At 68.5% G+C, this 22977-nt stretch carries 23 protein-coding genes and 2 pseudogenes; 10 read left to right on the top strand and 15 right to left on the bottom strand.

Annotated features, from left to right (window positions below; all coding sequences use genetic code 11):
- Positions 1 to 91: 91 nt before the first annotated feature.
- Positions 92 to 946, bottom strand: coding sequence for a GNAT family N-acetyltransferase (locus tag ACFU6I_RS15685; RefSeq protein ID WP_384366114.1), 855 nt, complete (start codon positions 944 to 946; stop codon positions 92 to 94).
- A gap of 316 nt (positions 947 to 1262) precedes the next feature.
- On the opposite strand from ACFU6I_RS15685, the gene ACFU6I_RS15690 reads away from it, so the two are divergent.
- Positions 1263 to 1655 (top strand): DUF4259 domain-containing protein, encoded by a 393-nt coding sequence (locus ACFU6I_RS15690; protein ID WP_384366361.1) that lies wholly within the window; start codon positions 1263 to 1265, stop codon positions 1653 to 1655.
- Positions 1656 to 1878: 223 nt separating this feature from the next.
- Positions 1879 to 4683 carry a helix-turn-helix transcriptional regulator gene (locus ACFU6I_RS15695; protein ID WP_384366117.1) on the top strand — a complete coding sequence of 935 codons (2805 nt, stop codon included), beginning with the start codon at positions 1879 to 1881 and terminating at the stop codon, positions 4681 to 4683.
- A 240-nt stretch (positions 4684 to 4923) separates the two neighbouring features.
- On the opposite strand, the gene ACFU6I_RS15700 is transcribed toward ACFU6I_RS15695, so the two are convergent.
- The 8 genes from ACFU6I_RS15700 to ACFU6I_RS15735 all read right to left on the bottom strand — a co-directional run bounded on the left by ACFU6I_RS15700 (position 4924) and on the right by ACFU6I_RS15735 (position 15074).
- Positions 4924 to 6111 carry an aspartate kinase gene (locus tag ACFU6I_RS15700; protein WP_384366120.1) on the bottom strand — a complete coding sequence of 396 codons (1188 nt, stop codon included), beginning with the start codon at positions 6109 to 6111 and terminating at the stop codon, positions 4924 to 4926.
- A 4-nt stretch (positions 6112 to 6115) separates the two neighbouring features.
- Positions 6116 to 7519, bottom strand: a complete 1404-nt coding sequence (locus ACFU6I_RS15705) for an aspartate aminotransferase family protein (protein WP_384366123.1) — start codon at positions 7517 to 7519, stop codon at positions 6116 to 6118.
- Positions 7516 to 11655 (bottom strand): Pls/PosA family non-ribosomal peptide synthetase, encoded by a 4140-nt coding sequence (locus ACFU6I_RS15710; protein ID WP_384366126.1) that lies wholly within the window; start codon positions 11653 to 11655, stop codon positions 7516 to 7518. Before ACFU6I_RS15710 ends, ACFU6I_RS15705 begins: the two co-directional genes overlap by 4 nt.
- Before the next feature lie 241 nt (positions 11656 to 11896).
- Positions 11897 to 13201, bottom strand: a complete 1305-nt coding sequence (locus ACFU6I_RS15715) for an ATP-binding protein (RefSeq protein WP_384366130.1) — start codon at positions 13199 to 13201, stop codon at positions 11897 to 11899.
- Position 13202: 1 nt separating this feature from the next.
- A complete protein-coding gene (locus ACFU6I_RS15720; protein WP_384366134.1) occupies positions 13203 to 13889 on the bottom strand; it encodes a response regulator transcription factor in 687 nt (228 codons plus the stop codon).
- Between the two features lie 26 nt (positions 13890 to 13915).
- A complete protein-coding gene (locus tag ACFU6I_RS15725; RefSeq protein ID WP_384366137.1) occupies positions 13916 to 14098 on the bottom strand; it encodes a hypothetical protein in 183 nt (60 codons plus the stop codon).
- Between the two features lie 164 nt (positions 14099 to 14262).
- Positions 14263 to 14607, bottom strand: coding sequence for a hypothetical protein (locus ACFU6I_RS15730; RefSeq protein WP_384366140.1), 345 nt, complete (start codon positions 14605 to 14607; stop codon positions 14263 to 14265).
- A 215-nt stretch (positions 14608 to 14822) separates the two neighbouring features.
- The gene (locus tag ACFU6I_RS15735; RefSeq protein ID WP_384366143.1) at positions 14823 to 15074 is read right to left on the bottom strand and encodes a hypothetical protein; all 252 of its coding nucleotides are present in this window, start codon (positions 15072 to 15074) and stop codon (positions 14823 to 14825) included.
- 251 nt (positions 15075 to 15325) lie between these two features.
- On the opposite strand from ACFU6I_RS15735, the gene ACFU6I_RS15740 reads away from it, so the two are divergent.
- The 4 genes from ACFU6I_RS15740 to ACFU6I_RS15755 all read left to right on the top strand — a co-directional run bounded on the left by ACFU6I_RS15740 (position 15326) and on the right by ACFU6I_RS15755 (position 17159).
- Positions 15326 to 15667, top strand: coding sequence for a hypothetical protein (locus ACFU6I_RS15740; protein WP_384366146.1), 342 nt, complete (start codon positions 15326 to 15328; stop codon positions 15665 to 15667).
- Positions 15664 to 15888 carry an ATP-binding protein gene (locus ACFU6I_RS15745; protein ID WP_384366148.1) on the top strand — a complete coding sequence of 75 codons (225 nt, stop codon included), beginning with the start codon at positions 15664 to 15666 and terminating at the stop codon, positions 15886 to 15888. The genes ACFU6I_RS15740 and ACFU6I_RS15745 overlap by 4 nt, the downstream gene beginning before the upstream one ends.
- A gap of 414 nt (positions 15889 to 16302) precedes the next feature.
- A complete protein-coding gene (locus ACFU6I_RS15750) occupies positions 16303 to 16608 on the top strand; it encodes a hypothetical protein (protein WP_384366151.1) in 306 nt (101 codons plus the stop codon).
- 128 nt (positions 16609 to 16736) lie between these two features.
- Positions 16737 to 17159 (top strand): DUF6924 domain-containing protein, encoded by a 423-nt coding sequence (locus tag ACFU6I_RS15755; protein ID WP_384366153.1) that lies wholly within the window; start codon positions 16737 to 16739, stop codon positions 17157 to 17159.
- Here the strand turns inward: ACFU6I_RS15755 and ACFU6I_RS15760 are convergent.
- Positions 17127 to 17426, bottom strand: a pseudogene (locus ACFU6I_RS15760) (hypothetical protein); the annotation flags it as partial. The gene ACFU6I_RS15755 and the pseudogene ACFU6I_RS15760 sit on opposite strands and share 33 nt — an antisense overlap.
- Between ACFU6I_RS15760 and ACFU6I_RS15765 the strand changes: the two are divergent.
- Positions 17418 to 17599 (top strand): annotated as a pseudogene (locus tag ACFU6I_RS15765) (ATP-binding protein); the annotation flags it as partial. The pseudogenes ACFU6I_RS15760 and ACFU6I_RS15765 overlap by 9 nt on opposite strands.
- A 45-nt stretch (positions 17600 to 17644) precedes the next feature.
- Here ACFU6I_RS15765 and ACFU6I_RS15770 read toward each other — a convergent pair.
- Positions 17645 to 18190 (bottom strand): hypothetical protein, encoded by a 546-nt coding sequence (locus ACFU6I_RS15770; protein WP_384366156.1) that lies wholly within the window; start codon positions 18188 to 18190, stop codon positions 17645 to 17647.
- A 452-nt stretch (positions 18191 to 18642) separates the two neighbouring features.
- On the opposite strand from ACFU6I_RS15770, the gene ACFU6I_RS15775 reads away from it, so the two are divergent.
- Positions 18643 to 18882: a hypothetical protein gene (locus tag ACFU6I_RS15775; protein WP_384366159.1), complete on the top strand. Its 240-nt coding sequence runs from the start codon at positions 18643 to 18645 to the stop codon at positions 18880 to 18882.
- The gene (locus ACFU6I_RS15780; RefSeq protein WP_384366364.1) at positions 18882 to 19259 is read left to right on the top strand and encodes a fic family toxin-antitoxin system, toxin component; all 378 of its coding nucleotides are present in this window, start codon (positions 18882 to 18884) and stop codon (positions 19257 to 19259) included. The genes ACFU6I_RS15775 and ACFU6I_RS15780 overlap by 1 nt, the downstream gene beginning before the upstream one ends.
- A 113-nt stretch (positions 19260 to 19372) precedes the next feature.
- Here ACFU6I_RS15780 and ACFU6I_RS15785 read toward each other — a convergent pair whose 3' ends face one another.
- Complete coding sequence (locus tag ACFU6I_RS15785; RefSeq protein ID WP_384366162.1) at positions 19373 to 19516, bottom strand: hypothetical protein; 144 nt, start codon at positions 19514 to 19516, stop codon at positions 19373 to 19375.
- A 242-nt stretch (positions 19517 to 19758) separates the two neighbouring features.
- Here ACFU6I_RS15785 and ACFU6I_RS15790 point away from each other — a divergent pair, with 242 nt between their 5' ends.
- On the top strand, positions 19759 to 20880 hold the full coding sequence (locus ACFU6I_RS15790; protein WP_384366165.1) for a hypothetical protein: 1122 nt from the start codon (positions 19759 to 19761) through the stop codon (positions 20878 to 20880).
- Positions 20881 to 21150: 270 nt separating this feature from the next.
- Here ACFU6I_RS15790 and ACFU6I_RS15795 read toward each other — a convergent pair whose 3' ends face one another.
- The 3 genes from ACFU6I_RS15795 to ACFU6I_RS15805 all read right to left on the bottom strand — a co-directional run bounded on the left by ACFU6I_RS15795 (position 21151) and on the right by ACFU6I_RS15805 (position 22968).
- On the bottom strand, positions 21151 to 21702 hold the full coding sequence (locus ACFU6I_RS15795; RefSeq protein WP_384366168.1) for an EF-hand domain-containing protein: 552 nt from the start codon (positions 21700 to 21702) through the stop codon (positions 21151 to 21153).
- 257 nt (positions 21703 to 21959) lie between these two features.
- Positions 21960 to 22472, bottom strand: coding sequence for a protein phosphatase (locus ACFU6I_RS15800; protein WP_384366171.1), 513 nt, complete (start codon positions 22470 to 22472; stop codon positions 21960 to 21962).
- A gap of 271 nt (positions 22473 to 22743) precedes the next feature.
- A complete protein-coding gene (locus ACFU6I_RS15805) occupies positions 22744 to 22968 on the bottom strand; it encodes a hypothetical protein (RefSeq protein WP_384366174.1) in 225 nt (74 codons plus the stop codon).
- Between the last annotated feature and the right edge of the window lie 9 nt (positions 22969 to 22977).

Here is a 22977-nt window from a genome sequence, read left to right on the forward strand (position 1 = left end):
CGCCAAGACCGCCCCGCACCCAAACCCACCCCGCTACAATCCCCACACCCAAGCCGTTGACCAGCAGTAATGGAAAAGTACGGCTGGAGTACTAGAAGTCGTACACCGTGAAGTCGGCGACCGGGCGGTACCCCATCCGCTGGTAGAGGCCGTTGCTGGTGGGGTTGGCCAGGTCTGCGAACAGCAGGACCTCCGCCGCGCCCGCGGTTAGCGCGGCCAGGCTCACCTCGGCCGTCGCGGCGCCCGCGTAACCGCGGCCGCGCAGGTGGGCCGGCGTATAGACAGGGGTCACCCGGATCTGGCCGGCGACCATCGGGGTCACGCCGGCCATGGAGACGGGGGTGCCATCCAAGGTCTCCCAGAACGTGAGGCGTCTGTCGGCGATGCGCGTGTCGGCCCAGGAGCCGGCGTTCGCGGAGGTGACTGATCCGATGGCTGCGGCGAACTCGCGGTACCAGAGCATGAGTTGCTCGCGATCCTTTTGGCCCGCGACTCGACCCCGGCCCTCCGGAAACGGCCGCGGTGGCGTCAGCGTGCCGAGGCGGTACAGGCGCTGTCGCACATGGAGCGTCGGCATCGCTCCCGTGTGCCGCTGCCAAGCCTCAGCGAAGGCGGTGGCGGTGTCGTGGTCCGCACTGACGCCGGGGAGGGGGCAACCGAGGCCGGACAGGTGGGCGGCGAGGGTGTCAGCCTCCTCGGGGGCGAGGGGTGTGAGGTTCAGGCGACGGGGCGGGGTACGGAAGAAGGTCGCGCGGACCTCGCCCGCCCGCTCCAGCCTGCCGAAGATGGGAGCCTCGGTGCCGTACGCGTCCGCCCCGCGCGTACGCAGTGCCTCGGTCACCGTCAGCGGGATGGTGTGCAGGGCGGGGCGCGAGTGCAGGAAGTCCCCGGCTCGGGCGAGAAAGTCGTCGAGGTCTTCGGTGAGGTGCCAGTCATCCGGATTCATGCCCTATGATCCCGCGTGCTGTCGGCGTGCGCCCGTGGTTCTCCCTGAGAGAGGGGCGAACACGCTCCCGCTCTTCACCGGCAGAGCACTGCCACTCCTCGCATCCTCGCGCGGATTGCAACTTCCCTTCCTCTCCCGCCAGGTCTACCCCGCTGCCGCAGAGGCGAAGCTGCCGCTGTGACGGTCAGCCGAATTGTGGTGGTAGTCAGGCGTGAGGCCGTGAGAGGGCTTCGCGCAGGCTCCGGATCTGCCTCTGTGCGGCTGGCGCAACGCGGCGCGGGAAGTCAACCGCTGATCTCGCGCTGTTGCTGACCCCATTGGCTCCGGCCTCCAGCACCACCAGCCCTGCGACGAATCGAAATCTATGATCCGCGGTGCACTCAAGCGCGCCGCCGACCCTGCGGACCATCTGGATACCTCCGACGGCGAGCGAGCAGTGGCCGCGGCCGCCCTGGTCGTCGCACAGCACCCTGACGGCGAACCTGCGTGTCCGAACTGCGGTCCATCAGAACCGCTACGGAAGTTGCCCGCAGACCTTCGAATGCTCGCCGTCGACGCCTTGGACCAAGTCGTCTCCGAGCTGTCTGAGCTCGCCGATCAGTGGGCCGAAGCTGCGAACGGCTCGAAGTGGCGCCGGGGCATTACCCGCCTTCGCGATGTCCTTGACCCTCCAATCCCGCCACAAGAGGAAGCCCTCTTCGAGATCTGAGTGGTTACCTACAGTCACGGACCGCACAACTTGAGCCAGAACCCAGAAAGGGGCGTCATTCGTTGCCCTGAATGGCGCAATAGTATGCTTTGTCGTCTGGCTGGCAAGGGCAGGGAGCGCATGGCATTTCGGACGCTGACGGGACGAGGGATCCACACCATGAACGAGCTGACCGGTCGTTCCTGCGTGCGCTTTCCCCGACTGCTTTCGGCTGGGGCACAGCATGGGCACTAGGCGCAGCGCGACGAGCCGGCCGGAGCCCGTCACTGGGCTGGCGGGCCGGGAATCGGAGGTCGGCCGGATCCTGGACGCGATCGAGCACGGTCGGAGCACCCCGCAGGCGCTGCTCATCATCGGCGAGGCGGGTAGCGGCAAGACATCGTTGCTGGAGGTCGCTGCCGAGCACGCGCGGGTGACCGGGGCGTATGTGCTGAGGGCTCAGGGCTTTGACGGGGAGTCGGAACAGTCGTTCGCAGCCCTGCACCAGCTGCTGCTTCCGCTCATGCCCGGCGCCGCTGATCTCCCCGGCCATCTGCGGGAGGTTCTGGAGACCTCGTTCGGCCTCGCACCGATCACCAGACCCGCCGATCCGATGCTGCTGCGCGTCGCCGTCCTCACCCTGCTGGCCGGGGCTTCGAGCCATCGACCTGTCGTGCTGCTCGGCGATGACATCCAGCTCTTCGACCGCGACTCCCTCGACGTCCTGGGGTTCGTGCTGCGCCGTTTCGCGGCCGAGCCGGTGACGGTGCTCCTCGCAGCCAGGGGGCTGACACCTCCGGACGCTGCTGTCGCGCACCTGCCAGTCCTGTCGCTGGGACCGCTGACGGTCCAGGCGGCGGCCCGCCTCCTGGACGCGCAACCCGAGTCTCCTACCGGCAGGGCCCGGAGTGATGTTCTGGACCAGGCTGACGGCAATCCTCTGGCCATCATCGAACTGTGCCGTTCCGTGCGGTCGGGCAGCCCGCTTGGTCCGACCGACGGCGCACTGCCCCAGACCCAGCGGATCCAGGAGATGTTCTCCGCCCAGTTGCGCGCGCTGCCGGTCACCACCCGACGGATGGTGCTCTACGCAGCGGCTTCCTCGGACCAAGAGGACCTGGAAACCCTTATGTCCGCAGCGGGAGTAGGCACGGACCTGTCGGTATGGGCGTCGGCAGAGGAGGCTGGACTGATCACGATTGCCGGCCGCCAGGTGGGTTTCCGGCACCCGCTCGTGCGCGCGAGCGCTTACCAGGGCGCCTCGGCGCACCTGCGCCAGCGAGCGCACATCGACCTCGCGGCCGTGCATCGGAACGATCCAGCACGCCAGGCCTGGCACTTGGCCGCGGCCTGCATCGGCCAGGATGAATCAGTGGCGGCGACCCTGGAGGACACCGCAGAACTCGTCGAACAGCGTGGCGGATTCTACGCGGCCGCACGGGCCCTGGAGCGATCCGCCGAGTGCAGTCCCGCTCTGGAGGATCGGGCCCGCCGATACGCCAAGGCGCTGAGAGCCGCCAACAACGCGGGCGACACCTTCTGGGTGCGTGAGCTTTACGCCAAGGTCACCGCACTGACCAAGGACCGCGACCTGCTCGGCGTCGCGGCGAACGGGGCCGGTCTGGCCCTTTCCATGTCCGGCCATCAGCGGGAAGCGTTCCAGCTCCTGATTGGCGCCCTGGAACCGGACCTGCCGCAGGACGCCAGGACAACGCTCGCGGTGACCGCCGTGATCGGTGCGGTCGCCTTCCAGTCAGGCCTGTCCGAGGTCAGGCGCCCGCTGGTTCCCCTCCTCGAATCAATCGAGACCAGCGCCGTCAGTACGCCCTACTCCGAGCTGGTTGCGGACGAGGCCGTCAACGCGTTGCGGGCAGTCATCCTCTGCGAAGCGGATCCGATCAGGAACGCCCCTGCCCTGTTGAGCCGAACCCGGCGGCCGAGCTTGCTGGAGCCGCTGACCGGCATCGCAGAGCTGATCCGATTGCAGACGTTGGGCGCGGTTGCCTGGTGGGCCGACGAGTCCGACCTGTGCGTGGACACCTTCCGGCAGGCGTTCGCCATGCTCCGCTCATACGGAGCCATCGGAACGGGCGCAATCGCCCTCTCGGCAATGGGCTCAGCCCTGATCGATGTCGGGCGGTGGGCAGAGGCCGACGAACTGCTGGAAGAGGCAGCAACCCTGGCGGCCGTCCAGAAGATGAAGCACATCGAAGTCGACATCGAGGCCCTACGAGTGACACTGCAAGCCCTGCGCGGCCGCTCCACCGATGCCGGAATCTTGACGGACCCCGCCTGGACAGTTGTCAACCTGGAGGAGAACACAGCCACCCACGCACGGTTGCTGCGCGCGGCGGGAACCGCCGCCGCAAGCGCCGGCGACTACGACGGGGCACTGCGCCACTTCCGGCAGCTGTTCCACCAGGACGGCACCCCCCTGCACTACTTCCTCTCCCACGGCTCCATCGCCGACCTCGCCGCCGTCGCCCAGCGGACCGGACGCCAGGAGGAGGTCGAGCCTGTCGTCGCGGCGGTACGCAAGGCGCTGGGACCGCGTCCGACAACCCGAATGACGCTGCTCCTGCACCACGCCACCGCGCTGGTCGGCGGCCCGACGCAGGCAGAGCACCACTTTCGCCTGGCCCTGGTCAACCCGGCCGGTGACCAGTGGCCGCTCGCCCGTGCGCAGGCCCGGCTTCACTACGCCCAGTGGCTGCGCAGACGACGGCGCTCGCTGGACGCCCGCCCACTCCTGGTCTCGGCAATGGAGGCTTTCTCCCGGCTCGGTGCCGCCGCCCTGGCCGACGAGGCGCGGGCCGAACTTCGGGCGAGCGGCGTCGCCACGCCATCCGACCGGCCCGATCCGCTGTCGGAACTGACCGCCCAGCAGCAGCAGATCGTACGGCTGGCGGCGCAGGGCCTGGGCAACAAGGAGATCGGAGAGAAGCTCAAGCTGTCCCCCCGCACGATCGGCTCGCATCTCTACCAGGTGTATCCGAAACTCGGCGTCAGTAGCCGCCACCAGCTCCGCGACGTCTTGGGTGTCCTGTGAACGAAGGCAAGCCAACTGGCGGTTAGCGTTCCGATCGCTACGAGGAATGAGAGGTGAGGCGTGTGGAGTACAAGCCCGTCACCGGCGGAGGCGGTCCCGATCGCCCCGCCGTGATCCCCGCCCCCGTCGTCCAACGGTTGTACGACGGCGACGCGCTCCTCACCGACGATCCCCTCCACCATGATCAACCCGTGGATCCTCCCACGCCATCCGCCACCGTGGCGGTGCCGCACTTCTGGATCATGGCTGCAGGGTCAGTTGGCGGTTGTGCCGTGGGACCGGTGGTTGTGGCGTGTGGGTGAGGAACGCCTTGTGTAGCGCGCGAACGGTGTCGGCAAGGTAGGGGGGAGGGCACATGAGGGTGATTCGTGTGTCCGTCATGGTCAAGGGTGTGAAGGGGATCCCGACGCGTGTCAGGGTTCTGCGGAGTGTCGCAAGTGTTTCGGGGTGGGCGCACAGGCCGGACCCGATCAGTGAGGCGGTAGCGATGTACTCGTCGTAGGGGACGTCCCCGTGTCCGGTGTGCGAGGGGCACGAGCGCGGGGTGGACCGTCCGGCGCCGGTGGATGTGGTTGCGTGGAGGCGCAGGGTTGGTGCCGGTTCGGGGCGGCCGGGCAGAGTGATCTTGGTGCTGTGGGGGTTGTGGGTTATGGCGATGACGGTCGGGCTCTGCTGCGCGTAAGTGACGTCGAAGAACTCGTCGGACACGATGGTTCCGGGGCAGTGGTTGTAGGACGAGCGGACGTGGAGGGTTACGCCGTGCTCTTGGGCGTATTCCACGCTGGACAGAGCTAGTACCTTTGCGCCGCTGGCTGCCATTTCGCGCATGTGCTGGTGAGTGAGGCAGGCCAGTGGCCGGGCTTCGGGGACGACTTTGGGGTCTGCGGTGTAGACCCCGGACACGTCGGTGTAGATCTCGCAGGCGTCAGCCTTGAGTGTGGCGGCGAGGGCGACCGCGGTGGTGTCGGAGCCGCCGCGGCCGAGTGTGGTGACGTCGGCGCTGCCGCAGATCAGTCCCTGGAAGCCGGCTACCAGTGGGATGACGCCGCGGGCGAGTGCGTTGCGGACCCGGTATGGATGGACATCGATGATGTCGGCGCTGCCGTGGGTGTGCGAGGTGAGGATGCCGGCCTGCCAGCCGGTGAAGGAACAGGCCTCGGCGCCGAGGGCGTCGAGTGCCATGGCGGTCAATGCCGTGCAGGCCTGTTCGCCCGTGGCCAGGAGGGCGTCGAGTTCCCGTGGGGGAGGAGCGGCGGTGATGTTCTGTGCGTCCGTCAGGAGCTGGTTCGTGGTGCCGCCCATGGCGGACATCACCACGACGATGTCGTGTCCCGCATGGTGGGCGGCCGCGATGCGCTGGGCGACGGCCTTGATCCTTTCCAGGCTCGGGATGGAGGATCCGCCGTACTTCTGGACGAGCAGAGCCATGACGTCAGACTCCTCCTTCGGTGGAGCCGGCGAACGCTTTCGATGTGCAGGCTTGGACGACGTCGACGAGGATCGTGGTGGCGGTGTCGATCACGTCGTCGGTGACGTTGAGCGGGGGCAGGATACGGATGACGGCGTCCTCGCGCCCGCCGCGTTCGACGATGAGGCCGCGCCGCAGCGCGTGCGTCTGCACGGCTGCCGCGAGCCGCGGGGCGGGCCGTCCGTCGTCGGGGCAGGCCAGTTCGATGCCCCACATCAGGCCGCGGCCGCGTACGTCGCGGACCCAGGGGGCGGCGACGAGTTCGCCGAGCGCGTTCGCGATCTGCTCGCTCCTGCGCTGTACGTTCCCCAGGACGTCGTCCCGGCGGATGATGCGAATGGTCTCCACGCCTGCGGCGAAGGCGAGTTGGTTGCCGCGGAAGGTGCCGATGTGGGCGCCGGGCGCCCAGGTGTCGAGGGCGGCGTCGTAGAGGATGAGCGAGACCGGGATGCCGATGCCGGTGAGGGCCTTGGACAACACGATCACGTCGGGTTCGATGCCGTACTGCTCGAACGCGAACCAGGTGCCGGTGCGCCCGCAGCCGGTCTGCACCTCGTCGACGATCAAAGGGATGTGCAGGGCGCGGGTGATCACCCGCACGCGTCGCAGGAAGTCGGGGTGCGCGATGACCACGCCGCCCTCGCCTTGCACCACTTCCAGGATGACGGCAGCGGGCAGCGGGACGCCGCCGAGGCTGTCGGTGAGTGTCTGCTCCAGTTGGTCGGCGCACTCCTGGGGGCCGAGGCGGCTCGCTGGTCCCGCTGGGTACGGGCCGACGGAGCCGTAGGGGAGGAAGTGGACACCGGGCATCCCGTCGTGGACAGGCGTCTTCTGCGCGACCAGGCCGCTGACGGCCATGGCGCCGTGCGTGCTGCCGTGGAAGCCGCCGCGGAAGGCGATGACGCCCCCGCGACCGGTGGCGGTCTTGCAGAGCTTGAGGGCTGCCTCGACGGCGTTGGCTCCGGTGGGTCCGCAGAAGTGCACTTTCATCCGGGCGCGCAGGCGCGGCGGCAACATGGAGAGCTGGGCCTGGGTGAAGGCGTCCTTGATGGGGGTGGGGAAGTCCAGGCCGTGGGTGAGGGCGCTGAGTTGCCGGGCCACGCTGCGGACGATCTCCGGGTGGTTGTGGCCCAGAGAGAGGACGCCCGCGCCGGCGAGGAAGTCGATGAAGAGGTTCCCGTCGACATCGCGGACGAAGCTCCCTGCCCCTTCGGCCAGCGCGATCGGCAGGTGACGGGGGTAGGTACGGGCCCGTGACTCCCACTGTTCCTGACGAGCCAGCAGTGCTGCCGAACGGGGGCCGGGCAACTCGCCGGCCACGTGTGGCCATACCGGTTCGCGGGTTCCTGTGTGCAGTGGCGTGATCATGACGGGCCTCCCTTGGAGAAGGCGGATGGCTGAGAAGGAAGACCGGGACCGGGATCGCGGTTCTGCGCCGTACTGGTTGTGGATGCGCGGTCGTGGCGGGGCGCGGCGGGGATGCCCCGCCAGCGGGTGCCGTCCGGCAGGCATTCGCCCTTCATCACCAGGGACAGCGCGTCCAGACCGGCACCGGCACCGACGCGTGCGTCGTACAGGACGACAGAACGGAGTCCGACCGAGGCGCCGTCATCAACGGTGACCCGGTCCATCTTCATGACACGGTCCTCGAACAGGTGGGTCTGCAGCGAGGTGAATTCGCCGACGGCGGCGTCGTCACCGACGTGGACCAGGTCGAACTCGGTCATGAAGGTCGTGGCCATCCAGACCCGGCGTCCGATGCGGGCGCCGAACATGCGCATCACCGTGCCCATCCACGGCGTGCCGGTGAGCAGGCTCACCAGGACCGGCACCACAAGGTTCTCGTACAGGCCGGTGACCAGTTCCGTGCGCCGCACCCAGACGCTCCACAGGGGCTCCACACGTGGCCGGTACCTTCCCACGACCGCCCACTTGACTGCCACGGCGACCACCGTGCAGCCGAGACCGGCGCCCAGGAGCAGGGCGGGTCCGAGCAGCACCACCACCGCGGGCGAGAGGGAACCCACCATGTGCAGTGCGGCGAACAGGACGCCGAGGACGCTCAGGGCGCTGACGGTCGCTGGCAGGGTGACCCGGAAGTACTCGATGGCCAGGCGCGCCGCTACAAGGCCGCGGCTCGGTGTGTAGGTCAGTTTCGCGGGGAAGGCCTGGCTCGCCTCGCGGCGGGGCAGGAAGATCGCCGGTGAACCCAGCCAGGTCGTCTCCGGGTCCATGGGCCTGGTCGGCGCGAGCGAGTGAACCCCGAGGAGGCTGTTGTCGCCGAGCCGGCAGGAGCCGGGCACCAGCGCGCCGTTACCGACGAAGCTTCGCCGTCCGATCTGCGCCGGGGCCAGGGCAATACGGCCCCGGTGGAAGATCGCCGGGCCCACGACGCTGACGTCGGCCAGGAAACTGCCTTCGCCGACAACGAGCATGTCGGGATCGACGAAGTTCACGGTGGCGACCTCGGCCCAGCGCCCCGTCCGTGCGCCCATCGCCCGCAGGAACGGCACGAGATAGAGGGTTGAGTACAGGGCCTGAGTCATGGTCAGGCTGACCAGCATCAGGCCGTCGCTGATCCACTTGCGCACCCCGAAAGCGCTGCGTTCGGAGTGGATCCCGGCATGTGCGGAGGGCATCACGACGCGTTTGGTGACGAGGGCGAAGAGGCAGGTGGCCAGGGGAACCAGCGGACCGGCCGCTGCCACTGCCGCCAGGGCCCATACCAAGCCGTACCGCCAGGCGGTGAATTCCACCAGCGCCGAGGCGGAACCGAAGATCACCATCGGGCCCAGCACGAGCAGTAGCGCCCCCGCGCCGTACCCGGCGAGCACCCACGCGGGCCAGGGTTCGTCGTCGGCTCGGGCTTCCAGGTCCCGCAGCAGTGCCGGCGCGGTGTCCTGCCGGGTGGCCGGGGAGCCGGCCCAGTGCTCACCGCGCGGCACGACGCAGTCCTCCGGCACGAGCGACTGCTCGCCCACGCTGGCGCCATCGCCGATCACGGCCCCCGGCAGCACCACGCTGTTGGTCCCCACGAAGCACCCCGACCCGATCCGGATCGTCCCCAGGCGCAGGCGCCCGGACTCGACGGTGTAGGTCTGCAGCCGGGCCCCGTAGCCGATGCTCGTCCCCGCGCCGATCCGCAGCAGCGACGGTGGAGCCACCATCGCCTGCACATGGCAGTGGCTGCCGATCCGCGCGCCGAGCAGGCGCAGGCACGCGGCGAGCACCGGAGAGCCGGCCAGCAGCCGCAGCGGCGTCAGCGCGAGGACCTTGCTCTGCATCCAGAACCGCCAGTACGTCACGCCCCACAGCGGATAACTCCCCGGGCCGACTTTGGCCATCAGTAGTCGGCTCACCGGCAGCGGCAGCACCAGCAAGGTGATCGCGAGCCATCCGATCTCCAGGAGCGTGATCGCCGGGACCGGCAACCGGACGAGGTGGTCCAGGACTCCGGCGGTGGGCACCGGTACCCGGTTGTACCCGGACCGGAACAGCCGGTAGAACAAGACGGTCATCGCGAGTGCGGGCAGGAACAGCCACGCGTACAGTCCGGCGAGCTGGGCCACGCCGCAGACCATCACCCGGGTCGTGCAGCGGTCCGGGGGAGCCTCGGTAGGGGTCGGCGGCCCGGCTTGCGACTCCGCGGCGAGGGCCTCGATGAAGGATGCCAGGCCCCTGAGCGTGGGGTGGGCGTACAGGTCCCCCATGGCCACGTCCCGCAGTCGCGGATCCTGCCGCATCCGCGAGACCAGGCGGGCAGCGGTCATGGAGTGCCCGCCCAGGTCGCAGAAGAAGTCCTCCTCCACCGAGATCGCGTCGCACCCGAGCACGTCGGCCCACAATCCGGCCAGCCGCTGTTCCAGCGGTGTCGTGGGGTCGACGCGCGGTCGCGAACGCCGACCCAGCGGGGGCGAGACCGGGGCGGGAAGCGCGGCGCGGTCGACCTTGTCCGCGGCCAGCAGAGGGAACGCGGAAAGTACCTCCAGGTGTGCAGGCACCATGTACCCCGGCAGTCTGCCCTGCAGCCGGATTCGCAGACGCTCCCGCAGGTCTGTCTCCGAGACTGTGTTTGGCTTGGCGGCGAGGGCGACGTAACCGACGAGGTCCTGAGCGGAGCCGTCGCGCTCCAGCGGTGTGACGACCGCGTTCTCCACCGCATCGTCCTCGCGCAGCACTTCCTCGATCTCCGCCAGTTCGATGCGGTAGCCGCGGATCTTCACCTGCGTGTCGACCCGGCCCAAGTATTCGATCTCGCCGGTCGTGGTGCGCCGTCCACGGTCCCCGGTGCGGTAGACCCGCGGAGCGGCCGCGCGGTCCCGGGCCATCGGGTTGGGGACGAACCGCTCTGCGGTGAGGGCGGGCCGGTTGACGTAGCCGATCGCAACGCCCGGACCTCCGATGCAGATTTCCCCGGGCTCCCCTGCCGGAACGGTGCGAAGCGATTCGTCCAGGATATAGAGCCGGTACGTGGGCAGCGGGGTGCCGATGGTGACCGGCCGGTGCGGCACCGGTTCGCTGCAGGTAGCAGTCACCGTCGTCTCGGTCGGACCGTACGCGTTGAGAATGCGTACGTCGGGGCGCCACCAGCGGCGCACCAGGTCGGCGGGGCACGCCTCGCCGCTCAGGAGCAAGGTGCGCAGCCGCGGCAGCTCCGGTTCGAGGGTGGCCAGCAGCGTGGGCACGCAGCACAGCACGGTGATGCCGCGCTCGGCCAGAAACGCGGTGAGGTCCGGGCCCGCGATCCGGCCTCCAGCCGGCCCCGCGACCAGCGTCGCCCCCGCGATCCAAGCCGGCCAGATCTCCTCCAACGCGAAGTCGAAGGCGATCGACAGGCCCTGATAGACCCGGTCCTGACCGGTCACGCGGTAGAACGGCGTGACCACCCGCAGGAAGTTCACGATGCTCGCGTGCGAGACCGCCACACCCTTGGGCCGTCCGGTGGTGCCCGATGTGTAGATGACGTAGCACGGAGAGGAGGGAGTGATCTCGACACCGGGCCGCCCGGCCGACAGCGCGGCCAGCCGATCCACCACGCGGTCCACCTTCAGCACCGCGCACTGTAGGTGCAGGGTGCGGTCGGACAAGGATGACGACGTCACGAAGTCGCGCAGCCCCGCGTCCCGAACGATGAACTCCAGCCGGTCGGCCGGGAACGCCGGATCCAGTGGCACATAGCTCGCCCCCGACTTGATGACGCCGAGCAGTGCCACATAGGAGTCCAGGGACCGGTCGAGCAGGATGCCCACGCCGTCGCCCGGCTCCACCCCTCGCGCCAGGAGCAACCGGGCCAGCCGATTCGCCTGCCGGTCGAGTTCGGCGTAGGAGAGCCGTTCCGCACCGCACTCCACGGCGGTGCGCTCCGGGTCCCTGTCGCATGCGCGCTCGAAGCACTCGTTCAGAAGTCGCACACCGGACCAGAACTGATTACTCCCCTCTGGGAGCCCTTCGTGTACGGCGGCACAGGCCTCGTCGGGCGGTGGCAGTTCCATCTGTCCTGTCATCGCTACCGTCTCCCTCTGCAGCGAACCGCTCCCGGGTTGCTGGCCGGTAAGACCGCGACCTGGCGATCGCCGATCCGCGATCCAGGACTCCGCCATCAATCACGCTATCGAGCACCTGGTTAACGTCCGCTGCGGGGAGGGTTAGCCCACGGTAAAGCGTGGCCGTGCGAGCGTCCGCCCTTCAACGTCGGCGAGGTCGCAATCATCGACAAGCGCCGCCTGCCAAGCGCGGATGCCTGCGTCAGTCCAGGTCAGGGCCTGAGTTCTGCGGGTTCGGCCGGGAAATGAGCCAGGTGAAGCAGGGACGTGGGGCCCGGCGGGAGACAAACAGACGCCCCCCTTCGGCCTCCACCAGGGATCGGGCGAGCGTCAGCCCGATGCCGTGCTCTTCCCCCGCCGGGCGGCGGGCGAATACGTCCTGCCCTTCGGGCAGCCCCGGGCCCTGGTCTTCGACATCGACGGCCAGGACGTCGCCGGCATCCCTGGCCCGCACGGTCACTTCTCCCCGGCCGTGGGACGCGGCGTTGGCGATCAGTACATCGAGTACCTGGCAAGCGGCTTGCCGGGAACCGACGGCCGGCGGCAGGTCGTCCTCGACCACCACCCGCAGCTGACGGCCCGCCGCCGCGAGATCGTCCCACCATTGCCTTCGGGCCTCCGTGAGCAGAGCCGCCACATCCAGCACGGTACGCTCCGGTACGTCGCGCGCCAGGGCCAGCAGGTCGTCCACGATCGTCACCATATGATCCAGCGACTCCAGCGCTGCGTGCATCGCTGCGTGCGGGTCGGAGGGTGGACTGATGGTGAGTTCGCTCTCCAGCTCCAGGCGCGTACGGGCCAGCGCGGTGCGCAACTGGTGGGATGCGTCGGCGCTGAAGGCCCGCTCCCGCTGCAGCAGCCGGTCAAGCCGGTCGGCGGCACGGTTCAAAGCGATGGCAACCGCGTCGGCCTCCGGCAGCCCGCAGGTGGCGGCCCGCGCGGTCAGTTCACCGTTCTCCAGTCGCCGCGCGGTCGCCGCCAGCGCCTCGAACGGCTGCGCCAGTCTTCTGCTGGACCATACGGACACCAAGGCCGCGGCGCTGACGGCCAAGGCTCCGAGCCCTCCCATGGCAAGCCAGGTGAGCGCCGAACGGCGCCATGCCCACGCGGCGCTACGGCTGACCTGAACCGCACCGCGCACACGCTCGGCGGACCCCACCGGCACCGCCACGACCAGGTTCCCGCCGACCTGGCGGGACTGCACGGAGCCCGCCAGGGCAGCCCGTACAGCGGCATCACCACTCGCCGGCCCCGATCCGGTCACCAGACGCGCTCTGGTGTCGTACACCGCCAGCCGTGTGCCGGACCGCGGACGCGGCAGCTCGCGCGGGTTGAGCTCCCGAACCTGCGTGGGGAGGGTCAGCGCGGCACGGTCGGCAGCCCGTTCCAGCTCACGGATCTCGTCCTGTCGGTACAGGCGCAGCACCGCCACGGCCAGCGGCACGGCGAACAGCAACAGCGCGCACAGCACCGCGACGACCGTGGCCCGCAGGATGCGGTGGCGCACCTCAGGCGTCCGACGGGGGCTCTAGGCGGTACCCGAAGTGCCGCAGCGTGGTGATGTGCACCAGGTCCCCCAGCTTGCGGCGCAGCGCCGCGACGTGCACGTCCAGGGTCTTGGTAGAACCGAACCAGTTCTCGTCCCAGACCCGGCTCATCAGTTCCTCCCTGCTTACCGCCTGTCCCGGTGCCGCCGCCAGCACGGCCAGCAGGTCGAACTCCTTCGGCCGCAGTTCCACCTCACCCCCGGGCGTCAGGCACCGCCGCGCCGCGCGGTCGATCACCAGCCGCCCATGCACGAGGCTCGCCGCTTCCGCCGTGTCACCGCTGTCCGCCGCCCGTCGCAGGTGCGCCGTCACGCGCGCCACGAGCTCGGCGAGTCGGAACGGCTTGGTGAGGTAGTCGTCGGCGCCCGACTCCAGCGCCTGGATGACGTCCAATTCCCCGGTGCGGGCCGTCAGCACCACCAGCACCGCGCCCGGCAGCCGATCCCGCAGCCGCTGGCACAGCTCGAAGCCGTCTACGTCCGGCAGCCCCAGGTCCAGCAGCAGCAGGTCGACGCCGCCATCGGCGGCCCTGGCCAGAGCTGCCGCGCCGTTCTGGCACCAGTCGCTGTTATGTCCGACATTGCGCATAGAGGCGGCAAGTTTGGCTCCGATAGAGGCGTCGTCCTCCACGATCACGATGTGCGCCACACCACGAACGCTAACCACACAATCACTCACTGACCACTCGCCCCGCCTGCGCTCGCGTCGCGAACTCCAGCGCCATACGGGCGTCCGAGTTCGCCGTGGATGGCGAACCGGCGTACGGCGAGCCGTTGCGGACAGCGCATCAGCATCGGGGTGTGCTCGGTGGCATACCAGGCGTCGACCTCGGCGAGTTCCTCCTCGGGCACAGCCATCAGTACGGCGAACAGCAGCGTGCCGTCCCGCTCCGCCGCGGCGGGGTCGCCGGCCGACCCGGTGTCGATGCCGATGTGCCGGGTGAACCCGTCGACGTTGTCGAGTATCCAGGAGAGAGTGAGTGCACACCTGTGCCGATCTCGGGTGATGGCGTTCCACCGTTCTAGGGTTTGTGGTCCGGCACTGACTCGGGCAGTCCTGCGTACCAGCCCTGGACGGCCAGCGAGAATCCGGCCAGCACTATGGCGACGAGCGCGACGCGACCTGCGTACGCGGCAACGGACGGCCTGATCATCCATCGCCGGGGCAGCAGCCACGCTGACAAAGCGGCTACCACTCCGATGAGAACGGTCAGCGGAAGCTCCGCGTACAGCACGCTCCAGTCCGGCCCTGCTTCGAATCCGGCGCGCGCCCGGAGTTCGGCATTTGCGGCCCATCCCAGCAGCCCGACGAATCCACCGGCCAGGGCTACCCCGGTACCACTCAGCGCTTCAATGCGTTCCCTCATGATCATTGGAGACGCTGTCTACTTCGTGGGAGTTCCCGGAACCGCACGATTCTCTGTCGCGAGGCAGGAATGCATCGAAGCGCCGGCGAACGGTGCGCCCTGGGGGTTCTGGCGACGACCCGGTTCCGGCCTACGAGCCACCGTGAGGTGAATGGCCCCGCTCACAAGGAGTGCGGGGGCACGGCGATATGCCGGTCGATGGTTGAGGTGCGGTGTTATCGGCGTGCGAGGGCGATCGTGACGAAGAAGCTGACGATGGTGATGAAGAGACCGCTGACGACGCCCGCTGCGGCGATGGGTGCGGCGAGGCCGGGGTGCTGCCAGATCAGGTAGAGCGTTACGACGCCGATGAGGGCCCCTACGGCAGTCAGGACGATTCCGATGAGTGCGTACAGGACCCACTGCGTCGGGTGGGGCGGCCGCGGGGGCTCCGGGGACAGTGGCCGACGTCCCGCGGTCAGCTGCATTGCGCAGCCCTGAGCCGAGCGAGAGATCAGCACTTGGCTTTGTTGGCGTCCACGGTTTGTGGACCGACGGCAGACGGGATGGGAGCTGGGGTGAGTGGTGGGCTAGGGGCAGCCTGAGAAGGCCGCCGTCGTACGTGCCGCGTTCCTGGGCGGCCAGTCGATCGCCAGCCTCGCCCGCGACCACCACGTCAGTCGCGGAGCCATCCGTACCGCTGTCGCCGACCTCCTGTCTGAGCACACCGTCGTCGACCATGACGCCCCGGCTCCAGAACTGTCGGTCGTCCTCATACATGCCGGGCAAGGTCGCCGACTTCCTCCGCTCGGTCGACCTGGAGTCCGTCGAGCGCGCCGCGCTCGACCGAGGCGTGACCGTATGGCGCGGCCAGGGCTACACCCTGCGCGTCAGCGCCGTCCCCTCCGTGCACCGCCGGCTCCTCGCCCGCTGCCAGCCGCTCGACGTCGCCCGGGCCTCTCAGGCGGTGCCGGCCCAGCGCAAGGCCCGCCGCGAGTACGAGAACCGGGTCAGCGCGCTCACGCCGACCATGATCGTTCTCACCGATAACCCTTGTGCCGATGATCCCCGAGGCCGGTGATCAACCAGAGGTATCTGAAGTCGAGCACGATCCTCACGACCAATGTCGGTATTGCTGACTGGGCCGGCGCCTTCGGCGACGCGACCGTCGCCGCGGCCATGCTCGACCGGCTCCTTCACCGCGCCGCCGTGGTCGGCATCGACGGACCGCCCTACCGACTCCGATCTCACCAGCCCCACGCCGACAACCTCCGCAAAGGAGTGACCGGACGTGCTGGTTGAATTCCGGGAGTGCCCGATCTGCTGGACGTCATTCCAGGTCAACCGCAATGCGGCGGCTCGGCACACCTACTGCACCCCTCGCTGCAAATCAGAGGCCGCTCTGCGCCGACGTCGCGAACGCGACGAAGCCGCCGACGTCGCTGAAGGCGAACCGATGACGCCAGCGTCGCCGGTGCCACCGCCCCTGCCCTGGCGGCAAGCTGCAGTTGTGGAAGTTGACCGCCTTGCTCCGGCGAGCCGACTGCCGCAGGGGTCATCGCGACGGACGCTGAACGACTGCAGCAGCTCTTCCGCCTGGAGGTCCCGCGGCAGCATCCATCGCCTTCCCCACAGACCCGTTGCCAGCAGGAACAGCCGCCCGGTGACGGAACGGGGCCGCTTGTCCAGAACGGCAGGGGAGACGATCATTCGGCCATGAGACCCGAAGTGCAGAGGTTCGTTGCTGACGGACCGCTTCCCGACTGGGACGCGAGCGAGGAAGCAGTAGACAGGCGCCATCACCAGCTGGCAGCGATCTCCCGACCCGTCACATCCGAGGAGGCCGCAGCGTTGGCCACGTGCTTCGGCCCCGACGACTGCTACGGAGTCGCCTGGACGCTCGTGCACCTCATCGAGACGGCCCCCGGCCCGGTGCCGAAGCTGGAAGAACCGGGTCTGGAAGCGGACGACTGGGCCCGGACTCTGTGGGGACGATGGGCCGGCAAAGGGCCCACGACTTGACGGCTTGAAGAGCGTTTCGTCCTGGCGAGGGTGTTCGGTATTGCCGGGTTGCTTGAGGCGTTCCGCCGGTGCGGTGGGTGCATGGTCTGGTGACAGGCGATGTCAGTGTCTGGTGAGAGGATCACGAGATGCCTCTGCCTCAGCCCGATGATCTGACCTCGCTGGTCCTGCGTACCGACTTCGGTGACGAGGGAGCCTGGGACGCGGTTCGAGCCGCGCTCGACGCGGCTGGTGAGTACCCCCTTGCCACGTATGTCAGCGAGCTTCGCTTTGCCGACGTGGGGGTCCAGGCCTTGATGGCTGAAGAGGCTGCTGCGGACGAAGACGACCAGATCGTCTACATGTTTCTGGCGGACGCAGCCACGATGAAGGATCCGGGGCACCCGCTCCTGGCCGTGGACCTCTCGGACGAGCCCGGGCGGACGTTCAGGGTCCCCGCTCGGTGGTTTCCTGGCATCTCGGCCAACCTCAGCATCGCCAACATGGACTTTGCGGAATTCGCCGACGCCGCTGATGGATCAGGGACCTTCCGGGGCTTTGACGAGGGCTGACGCCTTTTCGTTGAGGCCCGTCCGGGCGAGCCATGTACCGCGCCAGTTCAGCGTGGCTTCATGGATGAGGCGACGCCTCATCAGGTCGATCATCGCTCGGCGGATCATGGCTTCGGAGCGGGTGGGCAGGGTTTCGTAGTCGCGGGCCAGGCGTCGGTGGTGCATGGGCCGGCCGAAGGTCCGCTCGACGACCCAGCGTCGCGGGATGACCTTGAAGCCCTTCTCGCCGGGGTCGCGGCGGATGCCTTCGACGTCGATTTCCAGGTTCTGACCGAGCGGGAGGAAAAGAACAGCGTGGCCATCGCCTCGAACGAGTCGTTCTCCGGCTGGACCAAGACGTTCACCATCCGCGTCTCTGCGCGGCCATCGTCGACCGCCTCACCTTCGGCGGCAACATCATCGAGACCGGAACCGACCCCTACCGCCTCGCCACCACCCGCGCCCGCGCCGAACAACAGGCCACGGCAACTGACCTCCCACGCAGCTCAGAGCGCGATCGGTCGGTACTTCAGAGCCTCATCGACAATCTGCTCCGCAGACGCGCCCTGAAGGTCGTCCGAGGGGTGGAAGACCAGGTCACTCACCCGAGGATGCGACACGTTCGCCTCCAGGAGACGCAGATAGTAGTCGCTCTCCGGGGCAGCCATCAGGAGTCTGCGAACGATCTCAACGAGCTCGTCCCGGGTGACGTTCGCAACCATTGGGCGAGCTGGCCGAGCCGCCTCTTTCACGAATTCCTCCAGGCTCCTGCTGCCGTCGTACTCAGCGAAGTCGAGAGCCTCGTAGTCGTGCCCGGTCATCGCGTTGAAGGCCGCAATCGCCTCGCCCGCCGCCTCCGGGCGGGCAGCCAACAGGTCAGCGATCCGCACCACCTCGGCGCACAGCTCTTCCAGCCGCTGCCGACTCACAGGCGGGGGCAACAACTCCGGTCTCAGGTCCACAGCCGAATTATGTCCGTCCGCGCCGACACTCCCGACCCGAGCCTCTGGGCGCAGCCAGTTCTCATCAACACTTCCGGAGATCTCGATCAAGAACCGATATCAGGCCCCATCGACATTCGCTCTCCGCTCTCACCAACGAAGCCACCGGCCTGGTGCCCTTCAGCCGTTTCACCAGGAACCGCACCTGCGCGCCCGCCGATCTCGGGATCGGCCGGGTGGCCGCGGCCGCCGCTGCGTGGCCGAGACTTTCGCCCACGACGCCCATCAGATGTTCCCGCGCCCCACAGTCCTCGGTGCTGCTGTCGGCCGCACCCGTTTCCCGCCCCTGCGCATGCCCGCCGCGTGCCTTGATGCCCGAGGACACGTGAACCTGTGGTTCTGCGGGCGGCCCCGCAGTGCATCGAGCTCACCTGTGGTCCCATCGGCTGCTCTGCGAGCAGGAGCGGCTGGTCGCGGTTCTCTTCGACGGGGGATTGGGCGGACGAAACCACCGCTTCCGCAGTTGCCTGGACAGACTGGTAACAGCTGTTACCATGTGGGGTATGGCCAAGACACAGCTGGGCGCACGTGTGAATGAGGACGTCGCGGAACTCGCGAGGAAGCGCGCCGCCGACCTCGGACTGAGCATCGGGGACTACCTCGCCCGCCTCGTGCAGGATGACGCCAGCGGCCTGCGCGCCCGCGCGGTGGACGCTGCCGCCCGCTTCCTGTCCGAGCACCAGGCGGTCTTCGACGACGCCGAGGATGCCCAGCAGACGCCTCCGGGAGTGCGCGCCGCGTGATGGAACTGCACATCGACGTTCCCTGGATCCTGCAGGTCGCCGAGGCGGCCGGTGCGGACGATCCCGCCCCCGACGACTACGGTGTCCCCGTCGCGGCTGTCGCCCGCCACCGGGCCGAACTCTTCGAGCAGCCCGTCTACGACGGCCCCTACGCCAAAGCCGCAGCACTCGTGCACAACCTCGGCCGGTGCCGCTGGCTCGAGCGCTCCAACATGGCCGTTGCCGCCGCCACCGGCGTCATGTATCTCGAAGCCGCCGGTATCTCCGTGAAGCCCACTCGCGACGACGCCATCGCTCTCAAAGACCTTCTCCTCGATTCCGCCTGCACCGCTGCGAGGATCGCCACGCTGCTGCGGACCTGGCCCACCACCACCTGACGCTCGAAGGGCACTCTTGGCCGAGTCCGGCGAGCGCGGCGCGCACCGCCTCGGCGGCGTCCGGCCCGCTTGCGCACGTCGCAGCGACCGGCACAGGCGCGCGGGCCCCGCCTTCATCGCCCGGGCACCTGCACATCCAGGCAGGAGCCACGGTTCACTCGCTGCCCCGCCTCGGTGGCCCGCACGGGACTGGCGAAGCCGCCCGGCTCCTTGCCCTTGAAGACGATCTCGCAGGCGTACGGGGACTTCGCGTTCATCGGCACCGCCACGGCTGCAGGGATGTCGTTGCACCATGCGTGGTCGATGCTGTCGCGGTAGTTGCCGTACAGCAGCTTCGCGACGACGACGGGGAAGCTGGGCCACGGCGCCCACCGGGGCCGGACGATAGAGCACTGGCAGATCGAGGTGACCGCTGGCGGCCGGATCCGGCGGTAGCCAGATCCGGCGAACCGTCGTTGAGTACGCAGAGGTTGTCAGTGGTGCTCGCTACGGTGCCACCATGGCCAGCAGAAAGAAGCACCGGTCCCGTCCCGCCCGCCGTCTGGTGGCTTTCATCGACGCCGACTTCGCCAAGGGCGGCCGCGTGACCCGCCATCAGCACACGAAAGGCCCGGAGAGCTGGCTGGTCGAACGCATCGGCATCGTCTGGGCACGTGCCGATGACCGCTCACTGACCTGGATCAGGGACGAACTCATTGACGGCCCGTATGCCGCGCCGCAGACCCTGACGGCTCTGGAACAGGCCGACCTGGTCGTGGGCCACGGGCTGCTGCAGGGCGATCTGCGCGCAGTGGCCATGATCACGCCCCTGCCCGACGCGCTCGTCGACCGGTGTGTGGACACCCTGGTGGAGTTACACGAAGCACGCGGCGGACAGTGGACCACCGGCGTTGGGCTCAGCGAACTGTCCTGGCACACCCTGCGGGTACGGCGGGCCGAACACGGCAACGGCCCCTTCGGCATGACCCGTGGACGGGGCGATCACGATCCGCGCGACGACGCACGCCTGCACGCCCGCCTGTGGCAACACCTGCGCACCCGGGCCACCTTCACAGCCCCTGCCCGCCGCTTCACCCCCACCCCGGTCACCACCCCTCTGGACGAGACAGCCCGCACGCGGATAGCCGGCCGCGAAACCCTCGGCGCCGCCGAGTGGCATCGCCGCCGCCTCGGCCCCGGCACCATCCACGCCCAGGGCGGAGGCGACTGGGCAGCCGCCGGCCTCGCCCAGGCGGCCGCAGCCAACCTGACCGACGACCACACCCCCCTGCGAGCCTGCGCGACCGAACTGCTCGGCGCACACGACCCACTCCCGGGTCCAGCCGTGCTGCTCGGCGCCTTCCAGCTTCTGGGGCCCGGTGCCAGCCTCAAGGCACGCAAGGCACTGAGCGGCAACCATTTCGCCAGGTCCGCAGAGCGACTGACGGCCTACACCGATGCGCTGTGGAAGGTGCTGCACCCCGACGCCCGCCGGCAGTGGGCCGCGGCCCAGCCCGTGTTCGACCCCATGGCCCGGACCGTGGACTTCACCGCTCAGCAGGCAGCTCAGGAAGAACGGCGCCAGGCCTACCGTGCGGTGACAGCCGCTGCCGCGCGTGTCCACCAGGCTTACCGCGGCTGAGCCGCAGGCAGCCGTTGGTCGCTCGGCCGAGGGGGAAGTCGTATGGCTCGTGTGCGGCGGCCAGCCGGGCGTTCAGCTATTCGGCTGCCTTGATGGCGTCGGCGATCACCTTCACCGGAGTATGGGAGGCGAAGACGTATGGGCTGCTGGGGTCTTGGTTCGTCTTCCTGAACTCCGTGAGCAAGCTGGCGACGGCCGCCCGCTGGTCCCGGTGTCCAGGGGCGGCCGTGAGAGGCTCCAGAGCGCGGCGAACGCCTGGAAGCGGGTGGGTCAGATCTGCCCGAAGAACAGGCTGCCCGGTGCGTCCGGGTCGTTTGAGAAGTAGTACTCACGGATCGCGCGGATGAACTCGTGGCGCGAGATCGCGCCGTCCCCGTCGGTGTCCAGCCTGGCGAACATGTCCATTGCGTCGGGCGCGTCGCTCTTCCACACGTCCTTCAGGAAGCGGGCGAACTCGTCCTTGCTGATCTCGTTGTCGCCGTTGACGTCGATGACGTCGAAGATCGCGTGGCCGCCGCCCTCGGTCACGTTGAGCCGGCTGGTGTCGATGACCGCGAGACGGTTGGCGGTGACGTACTGGTCCTTCGTGAGCCTGTCCCCGTCTACGCCCGCGTGGCGCAGCAGTTCCAGCCAGTGGATCTGGCAGAAGGTCTGGAGCGCCCTGGCTCGGCGGTCGCTCTTGTCGAGCCGGTAGGCCTGGATGTAGCGGTCGGCGAGCTTCTGGTAGTCCGTCCAGTCCAGATAGCCGTCATGGTTGGCATCGAAGGCATCGAATTGGCGTTCGAGCTTGGTGGTGATGATGTCCCGCACCGTAGTAGTCATGGGCCGAACCCTTCCGTGATCTTGTCTCGCGGCTTCCTCAGCATGGGGCAAATCATCGTGAATTCATGTAAAGCCAGGCATATGATACGCAGATGGTTGATCAATTCACGCGCCCTGCCGCACGCCATCCCCTGAGCAGCTGAGCCAGCCGGCCCCCTGCGCCGGGCAGCCGGCGCTGGATGCAGGGTGTTACAAGCGCGGACTCAGCACCTGGGATCAAGACCATGCATCCAGCTTGTCCTTTAACCTTGTTCCGGTCAGGAAGGCGTGTCCAGACTGGTCAGGAGACAGGCGACGTCGAGGCCGGTTGCGAGGTACTCCTCGAAGATCCGGTTGTTGAGGGCCCAAGGAGACCGCCGCTGCCGGATGAGGTCGATCGCCGTGGTCGGTTCGTAGCCCAGCTCGATGAGGGCCTGTCCCACGAGCAAGCCCGAGCGGTTGAAGCCCGCGTTGCACCGGACCAATGTCCGATGCCCGTCGCCGACGGAGCGCGCTGCGTACCGGGCCAACTGTTGGACGGTGCTGAGCTGTGCGGAGGTGAGGAGGTCATCGGGGATCTCGGCGACCTGATGGTCGACGTCTGGGGCAGGACCATGATCGGGACAGGTGAACAGACTGATAACCAACTCAAATTCGCGGTCCACGACGGCTTGATGGACCTCGCCCAGGCCATCCATCCAGTAGTGGCCGCCCATCCACAGCCCCGGCACGATCTCGTTCCAAGGAGCCTGCGGCTCGGGTGTGCCGCGGCTCTTGTGGCGTGTCTTCACCTGAGGCCCCCTTTGCAGGCTGAGGCAGTCGGTTGTGAAACTGCGTTCCTGATCGAATGGTCCCTCGAACTTGCTCTGCTGGGCCGGGAATCCCTGGACGCCTGGGCGACCCTCGGCTGATCATGTGCGACGCCAGGGACGCGCATGACCACGACGAACGCGTGAGAGGAGCGGCTTCCTGCCGCACTCCGTCCGACAGAGCCGCAGCGGCCCCTTCCGCCACGCGAAGGGGCTCCGCCGCCTGTCGGCAAACGAAGGCACCCTCACGTGATCAACGCGCAGCCTCCGGCGGACGAATCATCCGGCCCACCCCCTTCCAGCCCGGTTTCGACGAACCTACCGCGCTGGGCGTATGCCACCACGCTGCAAACCAAACCCCGGTATCCGCACCGGTCGTCACGTCGCCCACAGCCTCCACGCACACTTGGCGTTCATCACGAACTACCGGCAGGATGTCTTCGATGACGACATGCTGAAACGGTGCGAAGACGATCACGCGCGAGGT

Source organism: Streptomyces sp. NPDC057486, assembly GCF_042802415.1.
Classification (GTDB): domain Bacteria; phylum Actinomycetota; class Actinomycetes; order Streptomycetales; family Streptomycetaceae; genus Streptomyces; species Streptomyces yanii.

Bases quoted from the DNA above. Each gene is read 5' to 3' on its own strand.
- ACFU6I_RS15780 (WP_384366364.1), top strand. From the start codon at position 18,882: ATGGAACTGCACATCGACGTTCCCTGGATCCTGCAGGTCGCCGAGGCG.
- ACFU6I_RS15740 (WP_384366146.1), top strand. From the start codon at position 15,326: ATGACGCCCCGGCTCCAGAACTGTCGGTCGTCCTCATACATGCCGGGC.
- ACFU6I_RS15705 (WP_384366123.1), bottom strand. From the start codon at position 7,519: ATGATCACGCCACTGCACACAGGAACCCGCGAACCGGTATGGCCACAC.
- ACFU6I_RS15795 (WP_384366168.1), bottom strand. From the start codon at position 21,702: ATGACTACTACGGTGCGGGACATCATCACCACCAAGCTCGAACGCCAA.
- ACFU6I_RS15755 (WP_384366153.1), top strand. From the start codon at position 16,737: ATGCCTCTGCCTCAGCCCGATGATCTGACCTCGCTGGTCCTGCGTACC.
- ACFU6I_RS15725 (WP_384366137.1), bottom strand. From the start codon at position 14,098: ATGGCTGTGCCCGAGGAGGAACTCGCCGAGGTCGACGCCTGGTATGCC.
- ACFU6I_RS15785 (WP_384366162.1), bottom strand. From the start codon at position 19,516: ATGAACGCGAAGTCCCCGTACGCCTGCGAGATCGTCTTCAAGGGCAAG.
- ACFU6I_RS15735 (WP_384366143.1), bottom strand. From the start codon at position 15,074: ATGCAGCTGACCGCGGGACGTCGGCCACTGTCCCCGGAGCCCCCGCGG.
- ACFU6I_RS15685 (WP_384366114.1), bottom strand. From the start codon at position 946: ATGAATCCGGATGACTGGCACCTCACCGAAGACCTCGACGACTTTCTC.
- ACFU6I_RS15775 (WP_384366159.1), top strand. From the start codon at position 18,643: ATGGCCAAGACACAGCTGGGCGCACGTGTGAATGAGGACGTCGCGGAA.
- ACFU6I_RS15700 (WP_384366120.1), bottom strand. From the start codon at position 6,111: ATGGCTCTGCTCGTCCAGAAGTACGGCGGATCCTCCATCCCGAGCCTG.
- ACFU6I_RS15695 (WP_384366117.1), top strand. From the start codon at position 1,879: ATGGGCACTAGGCGCAGCGCGACGAGCCGGCCGGAGCCCGTCACTGGG.
- ACFU6I_RS15730 (WP_384366140.1), bottom strand. From the start codon at position 14,607: ATGAGGGAACGCATTGAAGCGCTGAGTGGTACCGGGGTAGCCCTGGCC.
- ACFU6I_RS15790 (WP_384366165.1), top strand. From the start codon at position 19,759: ATGGCCAGCAGAAAGAAGCACCGGTCCCGTCCCGCCCGCCGTCTGGTG.
- ACFU6I_RS15750 (WP_384366151.1), top strand. From the start codon at position 16,303: ATGAGACCCGAAGTGCAGAGGTTCGTTGCTGACGGACCGCTTCCCGAC.
- ACFU6I_RS15710 (WP_384366126.1), bottom strand. From the start codon at position 11,655: ATGACAGGACAGATGGAACTGCCACCGCCCGACGAGGCCTGTGCCGCC.